Raw genomic sequence first — 18,687 nt, 5'->3', positions numbered from 1 at the left:
TCGAGACCTGTCTGCCTGCCCATCCCCCTTTACGCGTTTCGTGACGCTCAGTACTTCGCGGCCGTGGGCCGGACGATGATCTCACTCACGTCCACCTCCGCCGGCTGGGCGATGGCGTAGGAGATGGCCCGGGCCACGGCCTCCGCCGGAATCGCACCCTTGCGGTAGCCCTTGACGGCCTCGCGCATGTTCGGGTCGGAGATGCTCTCCGCCAGCTCCGACTCCGTGGCTCCCGGTGAAATCAGCGTGACGCGGAGGTGCGGCCCCACCTCCTGCCGCAGCCCCTCCGTGATGGCCCTCAGCGCGAACTTCGTGGCGGAGTAGATGGCCGTCGACGGGGCCACCGAGTGGCCGGAGGTGGAGGACACGTTGATGAACTGTCCCGACTGCTGCCGCTGCATCACCGGCAGCCCCGCCGCGATGCCGTGCAGCACGCCCCGGATGTTCACGTCGATCATCCGGTTCCACTCGTCCACCTTCAGCTCCGCCAGCATCGACAGCGGCATCACCCCCGCGTTGTTCACGAGCACGTCCAGCCGCCCGAACTCCTTCACCGTGAAGTCCACGAAGGCCGCCACGTCCTCGCGCTTCGTCACGTCCAGCGCACGGAAGCGCACCTCGCCGCCCTTCGCCTTCAGGTCCGCCGCCAGCGCCTCCAGCCGGTCCACGCGGCGCGCCCCCAGCACCACCTTCGCGCCCTCCTGGGCGAGCAGCCGCGCCGTGGCCCCGCCAATGCCACTGCTCGCTCCGGTGATGGCCACCACCTTGCCCTGGATGTTCGTCGTCATGTGCCTGTCCTTGCGTGCGTGAAGGAGCCCGGTGCCGAAGCGGTACCGGGACAGGCACACCCTCTCAAGACTGGTGCCGGAACGGTATCCGGATGCTCACGCGTGACGGCGCTGACGCAGGGGGTCCTCCCGGCCCGCACCGGATGACTCCCGGCGCAGCTTCGCCACGGAGAGGCTCAGGAACAGCAGCAGGCGTCCCGACAGCTCACGGCCCGCGCTCCCTCCAGGCCGTCAGCCCACCGCGTCGCGGGAGCCGACGGCCTGCCTTCCTGCCTGTCGTCACCATCCGCCCTGGACGGAAGGCTCCGGGCTCCGGGCAATGCCTGTCGCCCGTCCGGCGGGGGGCCCCCTGGCGGTCGCCCTGCCGTGGATGCTATGAGGCGGGACCTGTCTGTCGTTGCCGTCCGTGCCCGTCGGCGCCGTCAGGCTTTGTCTCCCCGGTCGCATCCGCAGCCTTCATTCATCATCCATCCCGCCGGGGGAGGCTTGGGGCTGCGTGCGCCCTTCGTGGGCTTCCTTCCGGGTTCTTCGCCTGGAGTCGTATGCCGTCCCTGTCTGGTTCCTTCCGCGGGCCGCGCCTGGCCGTGGGTGTCCTCGCCTCCCTGTCCCTGACGCTCGGAGGGTGCGCCACCCTGCCCCAGCGCGGGCAGGTCATCATGCGCGACGTGTCCTTCCCCCTGCGGGACTTCCGCATGCCGTCGGGGTTGCGCGTGGTGGTGGAGCGCGACGAGCGGTCGCCCGTGGTGGCGGTGGTGGCGGTGGTGGGCGCGGGCGGCACCAGCGACCCGGGAGGCAAGGAGGGCCTGGCGCACGTGGTGGAGCACCTGGTCTTCCGCGCGCGGCACGCCGGGAGCCCTTCCCTGATGGCGCGGATGGAGGCGGCGGGCGCGGGCTACTTCAATGCCTCCACCAGCCTGGACTACACCGCCTACCAGACGATGGCCCCCAAGGAGGCGCTGGCCACCCTGGTGAAGCTGGAGGGGCAGCGGTTGTCGGCGCCCATCACCGGCGTCACCCCGGAGGTGTTCGCGGTGGAGCGCGAGGTGGTGCGCAGCGAGCTGCGCCAGCGCAACGAAACGGGCTTCGTGGGGCAGGTGTCCAGCTGGGTGCACGCGGCGTCCTTCGCGGCGGGGGACCCGTACGCTCGGCCCGTGGTGGGCTCGCATGAGAGCCTGTCCTCGCTCACCCTGGCGGACGCCCAGCGCTTCGTGCGCACGCACTACCGGCCGGAGAACGTCACCCTGGTCATCTCCGGCGACGTGAACCTGGAGGAGGTGGAGGCCACGCTCCAGCAGCAGCTGCCGCCCGCGTGGGTGGGCAGCGGCACGCCCCTGGCCCTGGACACGCGCCTGCCCACGCAGGCCGTGCTACCCGCCTCCGCGCCCATCCCCAAGCAGATGCCGGTGTACACGGCCGCCGTGCCGACGCCGGAGCTGTACCTCTCATGGGTGCTGCCGCGCGGCTTCGACGAGGCCAGCGCCGTGCAGGACTTCCTGGTGGACGCGCTGGAGGAGAACCTGTGGGAGTCCATGCGCAGCGACGGCGACATCGCGAGCCTGTCCACCCGCGTGGTGCCCGGCACCCGCGCGTCGCTGTTCATCGTGCGCGTGCAGCTGTCCCGGGGGGACCACCCGGAGCGCACGGCGGAGAAGGTGCTGGACCAGGTGCACAAGGCCTGGACCTTCACCATCGAGGGCGACAGCGTGCGCCAGCAGGAGTCCGACTTCCAGGGCCTCCGCCGGCAGGTGGTGACGGGCATGCTGCTGGATTCGGAGGCGCTGCTGACGCGCACCGCGAGCCGCGCGCTGCTCACGCACTTCACGCTGGACGTGCGCGCCTACACGCGCGCGCAGCTGGCGCTGGTGGGGCTGGGCGGCACCAAGGTGGCGGACTTCGCCTACCAGTGGCTCCAGCGCGACCGGGCGCACGCCATCCTGGTGCGGCCGGGGGAGAGCGGCGGCGGCACGGCGGCGCCCGCACGGACGACGCTGGAGGAGGAAGGGCTGGCGGAGGGCCTGAGCGGCCACGTCACCCCGGCCATGCTCACGGCCACCACGGCGCCGGTGCGGACGCTGAAGCTGGAGAACGGTCTGGAGGTGCTGCTCGTGTCCCGGCCGGGCCTGCCGGTGGTGCGCATGGGCGCCGCGATGGGCGGTGGGACGACGTACGGCGCGAAGCCGGGCGTGGGAGAGCTGGCCCTGTGGGGCGCCTTCCGCGAGTCCTTCTTCGAGGGACGTGAGACCGACTGGGGGCTGCATGGCGACCGCCACTCGCGGTTGGACCACGTGCGCGTGGACCTGGCCGGCACGGCGGGCAACGTGGGCAACATGCTGGCGATGCTCACCGAGCAGCTCGACTCCACCCGCACGTCGGAGTCCGTGGTGCGCTTCATGCGCGAGCAGATATTGCCCTGGCAGGACGCGGTGGACACGCGCCCGGAGGTGGTGGCGCACCGGGCGCTCCTGCGCGCGCTCTACGGCGACCACCCCTACGCCACCGAGGCCACGGGCGCCCAGCTCGCGCAGGTGGGCTGGTCCGAGGCGCAGTCGTGGCTGGAGGACGTCTACCGCCCCGGCAACACGGTGGTGGTGGTGGCGGGTGAGTTCGACGTGAACGAAGTGGAAGCGCTGGCGCGTAGGTACCTGGGCGGCTGGAGCCGGGGCAAGCCCCAGCCCGTGGCCGTGCCGCCGGCGCCGCCGCTGCCCCCCGCGACGGCGAAGGCGAACACCCTCTTCACCGCACGGCCCGGGGCCACGCAGGGCCAGGTGCAGCTCGCCTGCCGGCTGCCCACGGCGACGCCGGAGCGGGAGGCGGTGTACGCGCTGATGGCGGAGCTGCTGGAGGTGAAGGCCTACCAGCGGACGCGCGCGGGGACGGGCGCGTCCTACGGCTTCTCCGCCACGCCCTGGGTGGGCCGGGGCGGCGCGGCGCACCTGCTGGTGGAGGGCATGCTGGACGCACAGCGGCTGGAGGAGGGCCTGGGGAGTCTGCGCGGGACGCTCGCGGGGTTCGCGAAGGAGGTGCCGGCCGCGGACCTGGAGCAGGCCCGCTCGCGGGTGCTGGCGCGGCAGGCGGTGTCGTTCATCACCACGGATGCGTGGGTGGACGCGCTGCTCGACACGCGCGTGAAGGGCTTCCCGGTGGACGCGGTGGCCCAGCGTCCCGCGCACCTCCAGGCGGTGACGGCGGACGCGCTGAAGGAGGCGTTCGACGGGTGCCTGCAGCGGCTCGTGGTGGGCGTCACGGGGGATGAGTCCCGGAGCCGCGCCGCGCTGCAGGCGGTGTCGGTACCCTAGCGCGACTCCGAACGGGAAGCACCGTGCATCACGGCGTGCACGCTGAGCAGACCGCCCACCGCGCCCGCGAAGCCACCCGCGTGGACGAGGGCCTGGGCGAAGCGGTGGAGCTCGTCCGCGCTGGTGATGTGGGTGAGCCCCGTGGCGCGCAGGGCCTCCTCCAGGGCGGCGGAGCCTCGGGCGGGACCGAGCACGGACGTCAGCTTCGCGACCGCGACGCCGTGCCAGTCCTTGGATGGGGTGGTGGTCATCATGGGGAGGACTTCGCTTCGAGCTCCGCGACCCGCTGCTCGGCGGCGAGCTTCTCCGCGCGCAGGCGCACCAGCGCGGCCTCGGTCTCCTTCGCCTGCTTCGCCACCTCCGCGAGGAGCGCCTCGGTGCGCTGCTGCGACTCGCGCTGCTCGTGGATGTTCGTGTTGGTGCCCAGCCACTGCAGGATGCGTCCGTGCGCGTCGCGCTGGGGGACGGCGCGCGCCAGGTACCAGGCGTACTGACCGCTGGCCAGCCTCAGCCGGAACTCCGCCTCGTAGCCCTCGCCCGAGCGAAGCGCGCGCGTCCAACGCTCGATGGCGAGGGGCCGGTCCTCCGGGTGCAGGACGTTGAGCCACCCCTCGGAGAGGAGCGTCTCCAGCGGCACGCCGAACTCGCTGACCGCGCGGCCGCTCACGTAGTCCAGCAGGCCGTCGGGCGTCGCCGTCCACACCTGCACCGGGATGGTCTCCGCCAGGAAGCGGTAGCGCACCTCGCTCGTCTGGAGCGCGGCCGCCGCCTGCCGCTCCGCCGTCAGGTCGCGGACCTCGATGACCGCGCCCAGCACGGTGTCCGCTTCGCGCAGCGGGCTCACGGTGAAGGCGACGGGATGGGGGTGCCCGCCCCGGTGGACGAAGACGTCCTCGCCCCGCTCGCGCGTCCCCTTCGCCAGGGCCCGGGCGATGGGGCTTTCGGCGCCCGAAGCCGCGGGATGCACCAGCGCGTGCAGCGACTGCCCCTGCGCGACGACCTCCGCGAGCGTGCGGCCCGTGAGCGCTTCCGCCGCCGCGTTCATGTAGGTGCAATGCTGTTGCGCATCCGTCATGAACAACGCGAGGTCCGCGCTCTCCGTGAGGGTGCGCGCGACCGCTTCCAACTTCGGACGGGCCTGGAGCGCGACGGGGAGGGTCTGACGGGCGGAGTCGGGGGTCACGCGCGGCAACTCACTTCAACGAGCAGGGGGGCCTTGCACTGTACGCGGAAGAGCCCGAAACACCACCGGTCCCGCTGGGGGAGGGACCGTCCGGGCCCCAACAGTCATGCCCCGGACGAACCCCCACGACCCATGCCCGGGCCTGCTTCCGTATGGAGACCATGCGCCTTCCAAACCCGCGTCGAACCCGCTTCCTGCTGGGAGCCCTCTGCTGGCTGGGCGTCTCCGCCTGCCATGGCCCGGACGGCGTCCCGCCCCCGTGTGAGGGCGGGGACTGCGCGGACCCCACGAAGGGGCTCGCGCGGGCCTTCGAGCCGGACGCGCTGTCGTCGCGCGTGGAGCCACGCGCGAGCTTCGGCGGGCTCAAGGTGCGGCGGGCCGCCGGACGCACCTTCGTGCTGGAGACGACGCGGGACGCGGAAGGCCACGACACCCGCCGGATCAGTGTGCGGTCTCCGGACGGCGCGCTGCTCTGGCGTATCGATGCGGCGACCGGAGAGCACTTCAGCGACTTCACCGTGCACCCTTCCGGAGAGAGCACGCTGGGCGTCGAGCGCACCGACGCGCAGGCCGGCGCGTTCGACCTGCTGCGCCTGTCTCCGGAGGGACAGGTGCTGTCGCGACAGCCGCTGCCCGTGCCCTCGACGCTGCCGGCATCGGACCTGGGCGGCACCCTGCTCCCCTCCCCCTTCCGGATGAAGTCGTCGTGGGTCCACGCGCTCGCGGAAGGCTGGCTGCGCACGGAGGCGCGCGGCGAGGACGTGGCCGTGGCCTTCCTGTCGCTCGTGGCGGTCCCGGAGGGAGCCAGCGAAACATCGGAGTTGGCGTCGGGGCTGATGACGCTCCAGTGGGTGGACGGCGGCTACCGCGAGCAGTGGACGCGCATCGTCGACGGGCGCCACTCCACGCAGCCGGCGGCCTGGGCCTACGACGAGTTCCGCTGGCGCGAGGCCGCGCTGCGTCCGCTGCTCGCGGTGGACGGCGACGGAAGGCTGGTGGTGGGACGCACGTGGAACACGTCCCGGTGCCAGGCCTCCAGCCGCACGTTCAACGACTTCACGAGCCTGTATTGCAGGACGGGCACGGACATCACCCAGCCCGTGGACACGGAGCGCCAGGCGTTCGCGGTGACGACGTTCACCCCGGAGGGGGTGCGCACCGGCACGCGCGCCTTCGTCCCCGCGGCGGCGGCGGAGTTCGTCGTCTTCGACATGGCGGTGCATGGCGGGGAGGTGGCGCTCGCCGGCACCGTGGTGACGGAGGCCGAGGACGGCACGATTGCCTACTACCCGTCCGCTCCGGGCGTGCAGGACCGGATGACGCCGTACGACGGCTATCTGGGCGTGCTGTCGCTCGACACGGGCGTGCTGCGCTTCGAGCACCGGGTGGACACGGGGCGCGCGGATCACTTCTCCGCGCTGCGCTGGACGGACGCGGGACTGCTCGCGGTGGGCGGCGCCGGCTGGGACCGCTGGTATGGCGGCATGAGCATCTCGCGCGGCGCGGGGGCGCTGCTCGCGCTCGCGTCCACCGACGGACAGACGGTGCGCACGCAGCGGCCCGGGCCCGAAGGACAGGACCGCCACTTCCACCTGCTGGGCGTGGACGCGGACGGCGACACGCTGGTGGCGGTGGGGCTCGCGGAGGCGCCCATGACGCACGCGGGAGACGGCGGCAACCAGGCCGCCATGACCTTCGGCGGGCTCACCGTGGAGCCGCGCTGAACCACGGGTGACGCGGGCGAAGCGAAGCGGGAGGGCTCCGGCCTGGGCAGGTCGCCAGAAGCTCCAAGACAAATGCCGGCCGCATGCATGGTTTCTGGAACATGCGACCGGCGCGGTGCTGTCATTGGATATAGGCGCCACCGATGTTGATGTTCGGATCTCCCGTGCGACCATCGGCGCGCGCGACGCCCGCGTTGATGATCGCGAACATGGCGATGAGGTCCTGCGGCCTGGCGCCCTTCAGGGCTTCGTCCCCGAAGAAGGGCCCCCAAGCGCCTTCGATGACGGCACCGGAGAGCTTCGTGACGGCGTCCTTGCCCGCGTCCTTGTCGCCGACGAAATGGTCTCCCAGCCAGTCGAACACCGCCTCCACGCTCGCGCGGTCCCCGGTGCCGCTCTTGATCTTGGAGTACATGCCCGCCACCGGGCTGGCCTCGAGGGTGCTCTCCACGAGGCTGCCCATCACGTCCACGATGGCCTTCTTGCGCGCGTGCTCGTCGTCGATGTTCTGCAGCGCGCCTTGCGAGCCCTGGTAGAGCGCGCCGAGGACGAACCCCATGTTGCGCGCCAGGACGTTGCCTTGACTCGCCATGAACGCTTCGTCGCCCTTGTGCTCGGACAGCGCGTCCACGATGCCCTTTTCGGCCCCCACTCCCAGGTACTTCTGAAGGGCCTCCGTCACGAGGCTCCGGCTGTCCTCACCGCGGAAGGCGACATGGTCGAAGAACTTCGCCAGCGCCTGGCCCTCCGGGTCGTTGAGGCGGTGGCTGGTGTTGGCGGACGTGTTGACGATGCCCTCGGTGTCCGCCGCGAACATGCTGGCCAGCGCACCATGGGTCCCTGGGCTGTCCCGGAGGAAGTCACCCTCCACGGCCTTTGAGATTTGCTGGAACGTTTCGATGCGCAGCTCCTTCGCGGCCTGCGCGTTGGGAAAGCTGCCCGGGTCGAGGCGGGACACGTCCATCAGGAACTCGTTCACGCCGGCCAGCGCATCCTCTTGGAAGAAGGCCCCGGTTTGCAGCTCCGGTCCATCCGAGGCGCTGAGCTGTCCCAGGAACTGCGTGCGCTGCGCCTCGGGGAGGTCGACAATGGCGCCGAGCCCGCTCGTCGGACTCTGGGTCATCGAGCCCAGGGCCCACGCCACGGCGCGGGCCTCCTCGGGAGCGAGCGACGCCGGGTCGGCCTTCAACGCTTCGAGATAGCCATTGGCGAAGTCGCTCCGGAGCGAATCGCTGCCCGAGTTCGCGACGATCCACGCCGCGATGGAGGCACCGGGGGTATCGCCCTCCAGTGCGCTGTTCTGGATGTGGTCCAGCGCCCCCGCGGCCTCGGACTGACCCGGGGAGCCCGGGGGCAGTGAATGGAGGTCGCCCATCAACGTGGCCAGGCCCTGCATCCGGGCCAGGGCCGCCTCCCGGTCCGGGGAGACGGGGCTGCCAGCGGCTTCGACGCCCTCCCGCAGGACCGAGCCGAGCACCTCGGGCCCCATTGCCTGCACCAGCTTGCCCTGGTCCGCGAGGGGGTAGGACTCGATGGCGGCCTCCAGGATGACCTCGGCGACGCCCGGGCCCTCGCCCAGCTTGTCGCGCATCTGGGTCAGCAGTTGGGCGACCCGGTCCGGGCCCAGGGCGGTCAACAGCTCACGGCGGAAGGCGACATCCTCGTCACCATCGCCGGGGTGATCCTGGAGGGAGAGGGCCAGCCCGTAGGCCTGGGATTCCGGCTGGAACTTGTTGAGTTCGTCGAGGGCCGCCTGGACCTCCGGCGAAACCGCTGCTCCCTGGCCGGGAGGGAGCGGGGTGGCCTGAGCGGTCTGGGTGACGGGGCCGCCGCCCGAGGGGGCAACGGGGCCACCCGGGGTCCCTGTCGTGGGAAGCTGGAAGGCCTGGAAGGAAGTGCTTCCGACCAGGCTCTGCGCCTGGCGCGTCCGCGTGTCGGTCGTGAAGAGGTCCTGGTTCAGTCGCTTCTGGACCGGGTTCGGCTCCACCTTGCGCGTGGGAGGCGGCTCGACCTTCGCCACGAGGGGCTTGTTCTCCTGCACCGGACGCGACTGCATGGGACCGCGGATATCGATTTTCACGAAAGACTCCCCCTCTGCGTTCCTGGCTCGCACGGATGCGCGCGAGCACTTCTTGAGACATGGCTCTACCAACACGCTCAGGGGGAGCGGGATTAAACGCGGTTAAACGCGGTTAAGCGCCATGCCGAACCCCAGGCCGCGCTGGAGCACGAGCCGCGCAAGCCAGAGGTCCGGTGCGTGGAGCCCTTCAGACATGCCTCAACGCCATGACGCCGCCACGCGCGAGCCAAAGATATCCAAAAAACACTCATCCTTTCTGGGGGTACCCCTTGGCGGGCAAAGCCTCGCTTGCCACCTTCCGGCCACCGTGAGCCGGAAGGAGCGGACATGCATGTGAGGAATTGGGGCACCCTGCTGTGGTTGGGGTTGGCAGGCGTGGGATGTGGTGGCTCGCAGGGCGATGAACTGTCAGGGGAGTTCGCGTCCCCGTCGGTGGGGGACTCCCGCGAGGTGAGCGCCCAGGCATGCCCTCCCGGGGTGGCGTCCCGGGTGGCGACCCTCATCCCTCCTGGCTCCGGGGGCTTCATGGGAGAGCTCACCAACGTCCAGGGGACGCTCTACTTCGTCACCTCCGTCTTCGACACCGGTTCGGTCCTGTGGCGCAGCGACGGCACGGAGGCGGGGACCGTCCCGGTGAAGACATTTCCGGGGCCGCCCGGCGTCTACCAGCCGGAGAATCTGGTCGCGGTGGGCAACAGGCTCTTCTTCCAGACACGCACCCCGGCCGCCGGCATGGAGCCCTGGATCAGTGACGGGACGGAGGGGGGGACCCGGCTGATCAAGGACATCACCCCCGGCGCGGACGGCTCCGTCATGACCAATGCCTCCGAGGTCAATGGCCGCCTGGTGTTCTTCCGCTGGGTGCCGTTGCCGGGAGGCGGGGCGGGGCCGGAGCTGTGGCGGTCCGACGGGACCGCCGCCGGCACGCTGCGGGTGCGGAACTTCATCAGCTCCCCGGGCTTGAGCGCCTACACGTTGAAGGCCGGCAACGCGTTGCTCTTCTTCTTCGCCGAGGAGACGGGCACCACGCTGTGGCGCACCGACGGCACGCTGGCCGGGACCACCTCCGTCAAGCGGCTGGACGCGGGGCTCACCTTCATCAGCAGTGTGAGCCGCCCGGGTGAGCTGCCGATGTTCATCCTGGAGGACGGCCCCAACTCCGAGGTGTGGAAGACGAATGGCACCGCGGCGGGAACCGTCCGTCTGGACGCCTTCGGCAAGTCCGTGCGCCTGCTCGGGACGCTGGGGTCGTCTGTCTATGTGACGTCCGTGGACAGCCCGGCGACGAAGCGGCTGCGCATCGACCGGCTCTCGTTGAGCGGCGGTGGCAAGGCGCAGGTCACCACCCTGCCCAACCCCTATGGATCCTACGAGTACGCCTATCCCTCCGTGCGGACGGCGGTGGTGTCCGGCAGCGACCTCTACTTCTCCATGGTCATCGGCAGCGACGCCCCCGTGCCCCAGGACGTGTCGCTGTGGGCGACGAACGGAACCGCCGCGGGGACCCGCAGGCTCTTCGACAATCCCTATCCGGAGTACGGGTACCGCTACCCCCTGTTCGCCACCGGCACGGGCCAGGTCCTGTTCGGCGGCAATTCGGCCCTCTATGGGCCCACCCGCCCCTATTTCACCCGGGGCTCCGTGGCGACGCAGGGCCAGCTGGCGGACGTCTCGCTGCCGGACTCGTTCACCCGCGTGGGCAACCGCATCTTCTTCACCGCCCTCGACGCCAGCGAAGAAGGAGAGTTGTGGTCCGTGCCGGCCACCTTCAGTTGCCCGCCAGGGCTGACCGCGGCGCGGCAGTAGGCAGGGCCGATACCGGGGCGACTCACCGCCCCGGTGTCCCCCCGCGCGATGCGGTACACTCCACCGGCCCACCGTGACCGCGCTGGAATGTCTTCCGACCTGCTGGAAATCTCCGACCTCATCGTCGACTACGACGTCGCGACGCTCCAGCCCCGGCCGGTGTCCCGCGAGTCCGTCGTGGCGCGGCTCATGGCGAACGGGCAGCGGTCCGCCGCGCGGCTCGTGCAGCGGCTCCCCGCTTCGAATGACACGCTCGACGTCGAGGCCTGCAATCGGGTCCTCCTGCGCTCGCACATCGAACTGCAGCGGCTGAGCGAGGAGTTCCTGCAAGCAGACCGCCTCCGCTGCGTGCTGTTACCCCTGCTGCGAGCGCTGCGCGACGCCGGCGTGAAGCCTCCGCTGCGCATCGTCGACGTCGGGTGCGGGCTCGGCTACGTCGTCCGCTCGCTCGCGGCGCATGGCCGGCTGGGACGCGATGTTGAAATCATCGGCTGTGACATGAACGTGGCGCTGATTGAAAACGCCCAGCGGCTCGCTGAAGAGGAATCCCTCTCATGCGAGCTCAAGGTCGCGAACGCGTTCCAGCTCGAACAGCCGGGTCACGTCTTCATCTCCACGGGCGTGATGCATCACTTCCGTGGGAGCGACCTTGACGCGTTCTTCGCGGGCCAGCGGCAGGGGCACGCCTTCGTTCACTACGACATCCAGCGCTCGGTGCTCTCGCCCTGGGGCGCGTGGATCTTCCACCAGACCCGCATGCGTGAGCCGCTCGCGCGCCACGACGGCGTCGTCTCCGCGCGGCGCGTCCATTCCACACAGACCCTGCTGTCGGCGGCCCGGACGGCGACGGGGTTCACCTGCGCGTCGCTCGACGGTGCCCGGAACGTCCTCGGCGCCGTGCTCCGCCCGATGACCGCCACGCTGGGGGCCCGTGCGGAGCTGTGGGCGCCGCTCATGCGCAGCATGGGCCCACTGCGCGCGAGGCTGGGGCCCACCGGATGAACGCCGTCCTTCCGGTGCTGCTCGCGCTGCTCGCCATCACCGATGCCTCGTTCTGCGGCTTCCGGGTCGCCACCGGCCGGGATGCCCGCATCTTCAAGGCCGACTTCTACCGGTACGCCATCCGCCGGGGCATGGGGCGGGGACTCTTCACGACCGCGATGGTGGGCTGCGCAATCGCCGGGGCCTGCCTGTTCAAGCCGGGCCTGTTCGCGCAGCTCCTCATCTGCGCACAGGCCCTGCTCTGGGTGCTCCTGCCGTACGCGACCCTGACCTTGATGGGCATGGGCGTCTGGGCGGCGGCGGAGGCCGATGCGCGGACGCTCGCGAGCGTGGTGGTCCTGGGGCCGTTCACGCTGATCCGCCCCTGGGTCATCGCCGCGGCGGCCGTCCTGGGCGCCTGGAAGGCCCCGGGCCTCACGGCCGCGCTCGTCACCGTCGCTGCGTGCGGCGTCCAGCTCGCGCTCGAACCCTGGCTGAACGCCGGCATGCAGACCAGGCTCCCGGGCCGTGGTTCCGGCGAGACCGTGAAACAGGAAGACACACGTGTCTCCTGATACTTCCAAGCCCCCGCGCGAAGCCGTGAGCCAGCCACCGCCGGGCTATGCCCGCTCCCAGAGGATGTCCCCGCCGCGTCCGGGGACCGCCCTGCCCGCGCTCCCGACGGGCTCTACCTTCCCGTCGCACAGGAAGCCGATGCCGGCCGCGTCATGCGCGGGAACCTTCGCGAGGAAGCGCGCGCCCGCCGTGCCGCGTCCGACGATGACGCCAAACCGGGGGCTCCCGTCCCGCTCGTACAACACCGTGTACGTTTCGATGACGCCAGGGCCGGTGAAGTCCTCGATGAACGGAGGAATGGGACCCCGCGCGGCATCCGCCTCCGCCTGGGAGTCGGACGAAGGGAGTCGCGCGCTCGCGGGCAGGGGCTCCCGCGTGAGCACGAGGCTGTGGTTGTACGTCGCGAAGCCGCCGTTGCCGAAGAGCAGGCCATGGCGCCCCTGCTCGCGCAACTGCTGCACCATGCGGACCACAGCGTGGCCCATGTAGTTGGCGATGGGGCCTCCGCCGAATGTCAGGCCACCGACCACGGTGGCGGGCTTCTCCAGCGGCCAGCCCAGCACCCGGCGCGCCATCTTCGGCACACAGGGGAAGCAGCTGTAGAGCTCCACGCAATCCAACGCATCCACGGTCAGCCCGTTCAGCGCCAGCGCGCGGCGGAGCGAGACCGCCATGCTCGGCGAGCCCGCGTAGCCGTCCCGGGCGAGGAAGTCCTCCGCCTCGTGGGCCGCCGCGCCCCGCCCCACGTACACGAGCCGGGCTTCCGGCACGCCGTGCGCGCGGGCCCGGGCCAGGCTGGTGACGAGGAAGCCCGCGCCCTGGTTGACCGAGCTGTTGGCCACCATCCGCTTCCAGTACGGAAACGCGATGGGGCGGTTGGCCGCGGACGGCGTGAGGATGTCCTCCACCGACAGGGGCTCGCGCAGCCACGCGCCCGGGTTGCCCGCGGCGACCTGGGAGAAGTGCGACCAGAGAAGGCCGCTCTCCCGCTGCGCCTCCTCCAGCGTCTGGCCCCATGCGGCACGGCAGGCATTCTCATACAGGGGATAGACGTCCACGGGCGCCAGCAACCCGTAGCGTCGCCGGTAGGCCTCGCGAGCCTGGACGCCGATGGTGCTCGCTGCGTTGTGCGCGGAGGGCGCGTCCCCAGCCATCAGGGCCGCGCGCCGGGCCGCCGTGCGCAGGGCCTCGCCGCCCACGACCGCCGCGACCTCCACCTCGCCCGCGGCGATGCGTTTGGCGGCCTCGTCGAGCAGCCGTACGGGGCTGTCACCGCTCGCCTCCGCCGTCTGCTCAAGGAGGCGCGGCCGAGCCCCCAGTCGCTCCGCCAGCGACAACGGCAGCGGGTTCAACCGCGGGAACGAGAGCTGATCCACCACCGCCAGCGAGTCGAGCCGTCCGAGCCACCCGCCTCCCGCGTCGGCATCCGCCAACCGGAGCGCGGCCTCCATCAGGCCCCGCGAGTCCAGCCCCTGGAACGGATCCTCGGGACGGTCGTTCACCTGCCCCACGCCCACGATGACGGGAATCCTGTTCGCGGCCTTCATCCCTGGCTCCCTGGTGGCACCCCGAAGTCCTGCTCCCACGGAGGCGTGCTCCGGTCAATGCTCACAAAGAGACGGCCCTGCGCACCGCCGGTCGTTGGGAGTGACGCCGGACGTACTCCACCAGCCGCGGATGCCCGCCGAGCAGCATCAGCGTGTTCGCGAGGTGGAGGCTGGAGGCCATCACCACGTCGGCGGCGGTGAACACCCCTCCCACGAGGAACTCACGGTCACCGAGCCCCTCGTGGATGACGTCGAGCACGGCCGTGAGCCGGGTCCTGTGCCTCGCGACCTCCTCATCCGAGTACCTGCGCTCCTCCGGCGACTGCGCGTCCCGGTAGAACTCCAGCACCACGGAATCGAGGCTCATCTCGGTGAAAGCCATCCATCCGTAATAGGGGCCGCGCTCCGCGGAGCCCACGGGTGGCGCCAGTTGCTTCTCCGGGAAGCGGTCGGCCAGGTGCAGACAGATGGCCAGGGACTCCCGCAGCGTGACGTCCCCATCCACCAGGGCGGGGAGCTCGCCCAGGGGATGCACCGCCAGATAGTCAGGCGTGGTGTGCTCCTGTCGAGCCATGTTGACCTTGACCAGCTCGTAGGGCACGCCGATTTCCTCCAGCAGCCAGCGGGCACGGACCGCACGGGTCCTGGGGGCGAAGTAGAGCTTCATGGGTGGCACTCCTGAGGGTTGCGTGAGGCCACACGATGCGGCGACCAGAGTGCTCCGACAATGAGGTCCCAGCCGAACTCATTGTCAGGTTAGGCTTGACGACCATGATCCCACCCGCCGACATGGTCCTCTTCGCGACGGTCGTCCGAGAGGAGAGCTTCACCCGGGCGGCACTCAAGCTCGGCATCACCAAGCAGACCGTCAGCGAGCGCATCCGCCACCTGGAAGAGCGGCTGGGGGTGCGGCTGCTCGAACGGACCACGCGGCGCCTGCGGGTCACCGGGGCCGGAGTGATGTACTCCGAGCGCTGCTCCGCCATCGCCGCGCTCATCGAAGAAGCGAACAGCGAGGTCCAACAAGGACTGGCGGATCCCACCGGCCTGCTGCGGGTCTCCTCACCCGTGCTCTATGGCCGCCGGTACCTCACCCCGGTGATTTCGAAGTACCTCGCCCGCTATCCCCGGGCGCGGGTGGAGCTGGTGCTGGCGGACCGCCGCCCCCACCTCATCGAAGAGGGGTTCGACGTCGCGATCCACCTGGGCCCGCTCAATGACTCGTCCCTCGTCGCGCGAAAGCTGGGAGAGGGCGCGGTCCGCTTCGTGGCAAGCCCCCGCTTCCTGTCGAAGCACGGCACGCCGGACGCCAGGGAGCTGAGCTCCGCGCGCTGCATTGGCTTCAGTGCGTTCGAGACGTGGGAGGCCGGAGGGGTGAAGTCCCGGATCGATCCGGTCCTGATGGTGAATGACAGCGAGCTCGCGTGCGAGGCAGCCATCGCGGGGGTCGGCATCGCGCGCGTCCCGGACATCGTCTGCCGGGAGGCCGTCCGCGACGGCCGGCTGAAGGTCCTCTTCGGGCCCCAGCCCGCGATGCTGCGGGCCATCCACGTCGTCTACCCGAGCCGGCTGAACCTTCCGAACAAGGTCCGGCTCTTCGTGGATGCCCTGGCGGAACTCGCGGAACCACCGCCTCGGCGGACTCGCGGCCGGAAGCGGAAGTAGGGCCCACCTGGGCGCCGGGCAGGCCATGGAACCGTCCAGGGGCCGCGCGTGTCTCCATGGGCCCATGCCGGAGGTCCCTCGTGTTGCCCTTCCTCATGTTGAGCCTGCTCGCCGCGACGCCCGCGCCGGTGGTGGAGATCGAGGTCTTCGTGCCGTTGTGCGACAACGCCTTGATTGCGTGCGGGCGTGGCCCCGCGGGCGATCCCCGCTCCCTGGAGGCGAATCTCTACTGGGGCGCGGCCTACGGGGCGGAGCGCTTCCTCTCGCGGGCTCCCGGGTTCCAGGTTCGGGGCCGCCGTGATGGCCCGGCGGACTCCGCGGTGCTGCGCGAGCTCGTCATCGAGCGGGCTGCCGCCCACGGTGAGCGGCCTGTCCGGCTCCTGCTCCATGCCTATGCGGGAGACCGGATTGACAGCGCACTGGAGGACTTCCTGCGCGCCGCCGCGGGTGCGAGCCAAGCCGACCTCGTGGTCTGGGCCGGACATGACCGACTCATGGACCGCTCCCCGCCCGCGATTCAGCGCCTCCCAGGTGCGATGCCCAGGCCCGTGGTTGTCCTGGCCTGCATGAGCGAGCAGTTCTTCGGGCCGGTGCTGGAGCCCCTGGGAGTCCGGCCGGTCGTGCTCACCCGAACCCTGATGGCGCCCGAAGCCTACCTTCTCGAAGCGTTGGCCTCCGCCACCGCGCGGCATGGCCTGACGGAGCCAGCAGCCCTGCGCACCGCGCTCGTCGACGCCTATGCCCGCTACCAGCGAATCACTCGCCGTTCGGCCAGTTCGGTCTTCTCCAGGGTGCACCCGGCGGAGGGGAGCAGCCCGGTTCCGGGGACACCGGAGATGTGATGGAAGGAGCCAACTGCATGGAGCCTCTGGGGCGCCCCTTGAAGCATCCGCTGGATGCTGGGCCCTTCTGCCCAGGACGTCCTCCGCAAGGCAGGCTGCCTCGCCCAGGGCTTCTGGCGACGCGATTTGTTAGAGAGCTTCTAGCGACCTCCCTAGACTGGCGGACATGACGACCTCCGCCTCCGACGCCTCACGGCTGCTGGACCTGCTGTGGGAGCGCTATGCCTCCGAAGTCCCCTTCGCGCGCACCTTCGTGGCGCTCTCGGGGGGACACTTCCGCAATGACCACGTTGCGTTCCGCACGCTCGCGCGGCCGGGCGGGGGCATCGCGCTGTTCTCGCGGGTGTTCGAACGGTTTGGCTGGCGTCCGGCCGGGACGTACACGTTCCCGGACGCGCACCTGTCCGCCATCTACCTCGCCCATCCGGACGGGCTGCCGCGCGTCTTTCTCTCCGAGCTGAAGTCGGAGGAGCTGTCGCCGCGCGCCCGCGAGCTGCTCGCCGCGCTCCCGGCGGATCCGCCGCCGCCGGAGGACGTGGAGGCGCTCGCGGCGTGGTTCGCACCGCCCTCCCCGCCGGACGAGGCTGGGCTGTTGGAGTTGGAGAAGGAGACGCAGTACGGCGCGTGGCTGCTCGCGTTCGGCCGCAAGGTGAATCACTTCACCGGCGCGGTGGACGACGTGGAGGCGTGGCAGCGGCGCATGCGCGACGCGGGTGTTCCCATGAAGACAGACATCGAGGGCGCGCCCGGCACGTCGCTACGACAGACGGCCACGCACGCCGCGCCCCTGTCCCTGACGCTCCGGGGCGGCGGCACGCGCACGTGGCCCTATGCGTACTTCGAGATCGCCGAGCGCTCCGGAGGCTTCGACGGTTTCCTGGGCCCGCAGGCCCGCGCGCTGTTCGACATGACGAAGCGGGGCTGAAGCGCGCCGCCACGCCAGGACCTACGGCTTCAAGTCCCGTACTCCTCGCCACTAAAAAGCCCAGCAACCCTACGGGGTTGCTGGGCTTTTGTTTTTCTCCGTACCGTCATGAGCCCCCATGTGCCCCTCCGGCGTGGCTACCACGGTGATCACGGCGGTTGAGGTGGGTAGCCGCAGTAGGCGAACCAGGCCGCTGCGTCCTGTGGCCGCACGGTTGCGAGTGCCGCTCGCATTGCTTCTCGGAGGGCCACATGCGTGCGGGCGCCGATGGCCCGCATGCGCGTCTTTACCTTCAACCAGCACGACTCGATGGGGTTGAGTTCAGGTTGCTTGACATAAGCATCCGCAATTCCCTGGGTCGTCCTGTCGGGCGCGGCATCCAGCAACCGCTTCACCTTGCCCAGTTGGGAATCTGGCCTCTTTGAAGGCGGCGAGGCCATGGAGGAGTTGAATCTGCTGGAGGACGAGGGTGGCATCGTCCCGGCCTTTCCGCCGCGGAGTCAGGACGCCATCCGCACGGAGCCGCGCCCGCTGCGAAGGGCTGAATGTCAGACGTGTGTCCTTTGCTACCCTGGGAGGTGTCACTCCCAGGGGGCGTGGATGCGAATGACGCGAAGTGGGGCTGTCTGGCTGTGGCTGCTGTTGCCGGTCGCCGCATGGCCCGAGGACGTCCCGGAGGTGCCGCCCGAGGAGGAGGATCGGCGCCCCCTGGACGAGGCCTGGCGCAACCTGCTGCGCGTGGAGGCGACGACGTTGTCCTTCCTGCCCCGCGCGGGGAGGGTCGTGGACGAGGGCTTCCTCCAGGTGGAGCCGACCCTCATTCTCGACGGAGGCGCGGAGTTCGGCCTCAACCTGGGCACGCCCGTGCGGTTGCGCCTCTGGGGTGGTGGAGGGGACGCGGGCTTCGTGCGACGCGAGGACTGGGACAGCCTCTCGGACTTCGGGCAGGTGGTGCGTGGCCTCAAGCTGGGCTCGAACAACGCACCCGTGGGCGTCTGGTTCGGCGCGCTGGAGTCCTACAGCCTGCTGTCCGCGCACCTCGTGCGGCGCTACTCCAACCGAAGCAATCCCGACTACCACCCAGCAGGCGGCTTCCTCACGGGCACGCTGGGGCCCCTCTATACGCAGGCGTTCGCCTCAGACGTGCTGGGCACGCCGAAGAAGAGGGTGAGGGACGCGTCGTCGTGGAGGGCCGCGAGCGTCTCACCCGCGGCGAAGCGGCGGCGCAGGTCCACGCTGGCGCCGGTGAACAGGGTGCCATGCAGGCCGACCAT

The 18,687-nt window shown here is 70.6% G+C and carries 14 protein-coding genes and 1 pseudogene; 9 read left to right on the top strand and 6 right to left on the bottom strand.

The features are described 5' to 3' along the window. Positions 1 to 47: 47 nt before the first annotated feature. Positions 48 to 788: an SDR family oxidoreductase gene (locus tag D7V97_RS13500; RefSeq protein ID WP_120611034.1), complete on the bottom strand. Its 741-nt coding sequence runs from the start codon at positions 786 to 788 to the stop codon at positions 48 to 50. A gap of 542 nt (positions 789 to 1,330) precedes the next feature. On the opposite strand from D7V97_RS13500, the gene D7V97_RS13495 reads away from it, so the two are divergent. Beyond that, on the top strand, positions 1,331 to 4,084 hold the full coding sequence (locus tag D7V97_RS13495) for a pitrilysin family protein (protein WP_120611033.1): 2,754 nt from the start codon (positions 1,331 to 1,333) through the stop codon (positions 4,082 to 4,084). Here D7V97_RS13495 and D7V97_RS13490 read toward each other — a convergent pair. Next, positions 4,081 to 4,338: a hypothetical protein gene (locus D7V97_RS13490; RefSeq protein ID WP_147444804.1), complete on the bottom strand. Its 258-nt coding sequence runs from the start codon at positions 4,336 to 4,338 to the stop codon at positions 4,081 to 4,083. The two genes, D7V97_RS13495 and D7V97_RS13490, sit on opposite strands and share 4 nt — an antisense overlap. Then, positions 4,335 to 5,267 (bottom strand): PAS domain S-box protein, encoded by a 933-nt coding sequence (locus D7V97_RS13485; RefSeq protein ID WP_158623356.1) that lies wholly within the window; start codon positions 5,265 to 5,267, stop codon positions 4,335 to 4,337. The genes D7V97_RS13490 and D7V97_RS13485 overlap by 4 nt, the downstream gene beginning before the upstream one ends. Positions 5,268 to 5,428: 161 nt before the next feature. On the opposite strand from D7V97_RS13485, the gene D7V97_RS13480 reads away from it, so the two are divergent. Further along, positions 5,429 to 6,991, top strand: a complete 1,563-nt coding sequence (locus D7V97_RS13480; protein ID WP_147444803.1) for a hypothetical protein — start codon at positions 5,429 to 5,431, stop codon at positions 6,989 to 6,991. A gap of 121 nt (positions 6,992 to 7,112) precedes the next feature. Here the strand turns inward: D7V97_RS13480 and D7V97_RS13475 are convergent, their stop codons facing one another. Further along, positions 7,113 to 9,071: a hypothetical protein gene (locus D7V97_RS13475; protein ID WP_147444802.1), complete on the bottom strand. Its 1,959-nt coding sequence runs from the start codon at positions 9,069 to 9,071 to the stop codon at positions 7,113 to 7,115. A gap of 327 nt (positions 9,072 to 9,398) precedes the next feature. Here D7V97_RS13475 and D7V97_RS13470 point away from each other — a divergent pair, with 327 nt between their 5' ends. From D7V97_RS13470 to D7V97_RS13460, 3 genes are all read left to right on the top strand, one after another. Continuing rightward, complete coding sequence (locus D7V97_RS13470; RefSeq protein WP_120611028.1) at positions 9,399 to 10,877, top strand: hypothetical protein; 1,479 nt, start codon at positions 9,399 to 9,401, stop codon at positions 10,875 to 10,877. An 87-nt stretch (positions 10,878 to 10,964) separates the two neighbouring features. Beyond that, positions 10,965 to 11,879, top strand: coding sequence for a class I SAM-dependent methyltransferase (locus D7V97_RS13465; RefSeq protein ID WP_120611027.1), 915 nt, complete (start codon positions 10,965 to 10,967; stop codon positions 11,877 to 11,879). Then, positions 11,876 to 12,433 carry a hypothetical protein gene (locus tag D7V97_RS13460; protein WP_120611026.1) on the top strand — a complete coding sequence of 186 codons (558 nt, stop codon included), beginning with the start codon at positions 11,876 to 11,878 and terminating at the stop codon, positions 12,431 to 12,433. Before D7V97_RS13465 ends, D7V97_RS13460 begins: the two co-directional genes overlap by 4 nt. Positions 12,434 to 12,478: 45 nt before the next feature. On the opposite strand, the gene D7V97_RS13455 is transcribed toward D7V97_RS13460, so the two are convergent. Together D7V97_RS13455 and D7V97_RS13450 are read right to left on the bottom strand one after the other, a co-directional pair. Next, on the bottom strand, positions 12,479 to 13,981 hold the full coding sequence (locus D7V97_RS13455; protein WP_120611025.1) for an acetyl-CoA acetyltransferase: 1,503 nt from the start codon (positions 13,979 to 13,981) through the stop codon (positions 12,479 to 12,481). A gap of 61 nt (positions 13,982 to 14,042) precedes the next feature. After that, complete coding sequence (locus D7V97_RS13450; RefSeq protein ID WP_120611024.1) at positions 14,043 to 14,648, bottom strand: glutathione S-transferase family protein; 606 nt, start codon at positions 14,646 to 14,648, stop codon at positions 14,043 to 14,045. A gap of 104 nt (positions 14,649 to 14,752) precedes the next feature. Here D7V97_RS13450 and D7V97_RS13445 point away from each other — a divergent pair, with 104 nt between their 5' ends. The 4 genes and pseudogenes from D7V97_RS13445 to D7V97_RS13430 form a co-directional block, all read left to right on the top strand. After that, positions 14,753 to 15,646, top strand: coding sequence for a LysR family transcriptional regulator (locus D7V97_RS13445; RefSeq protein ID WP_199728796.1), 894 nt, complete (start codon positions 14,753 to 14,755; stop codon positions 15,644 to 15,646). Between the two features lie 80 nt (positions 15,647 to 15,726). Next, positions 15,727 to 16,488: a hypothetical protein gene (locus tag D7V97_RS13440; protein WP_120611022.1), complete on the top strand. Its 762-nt coding sequence runs from the start codon at positions 15,727 to 15,729 to the stop codon at positions 16,486 to 16,488. A 166-nt stretch (positions 16,489 to 16,654) separates the two neighbouring features. Beyond that, complete coding sequence (locus tag D7V97_RS13435) at positions 16,655 to 17,413, top strand: DUF1338 domain-containing protein (protein ID WP_120611021.1); 759 nt, start codon at positions 16,655 to 16,657, stop codon at positions 17,411 to 17,413. Between the two features lie 600 nt (positions 17,414 to 18,013). Continuing rightward, a pseudogene (locus D7V97_RS13430) lies at positions 18,014 to 18,687 on the top strand (hypothetical protein); the annotation flags it as partial.

The sequence above is a fragment of the Corallococcus sp. CA053C genome (assembly GCF_003611675.1).
In the GTDB taxonomy this organism is placed as follows: Bacteria; Myxococcota; Myxococcia; order Myxococcales; family Myxococcaceae; genus Corallococcus.
This window is presented reverse-complemented; position numbering and strand designations above follow the sequence as displayed.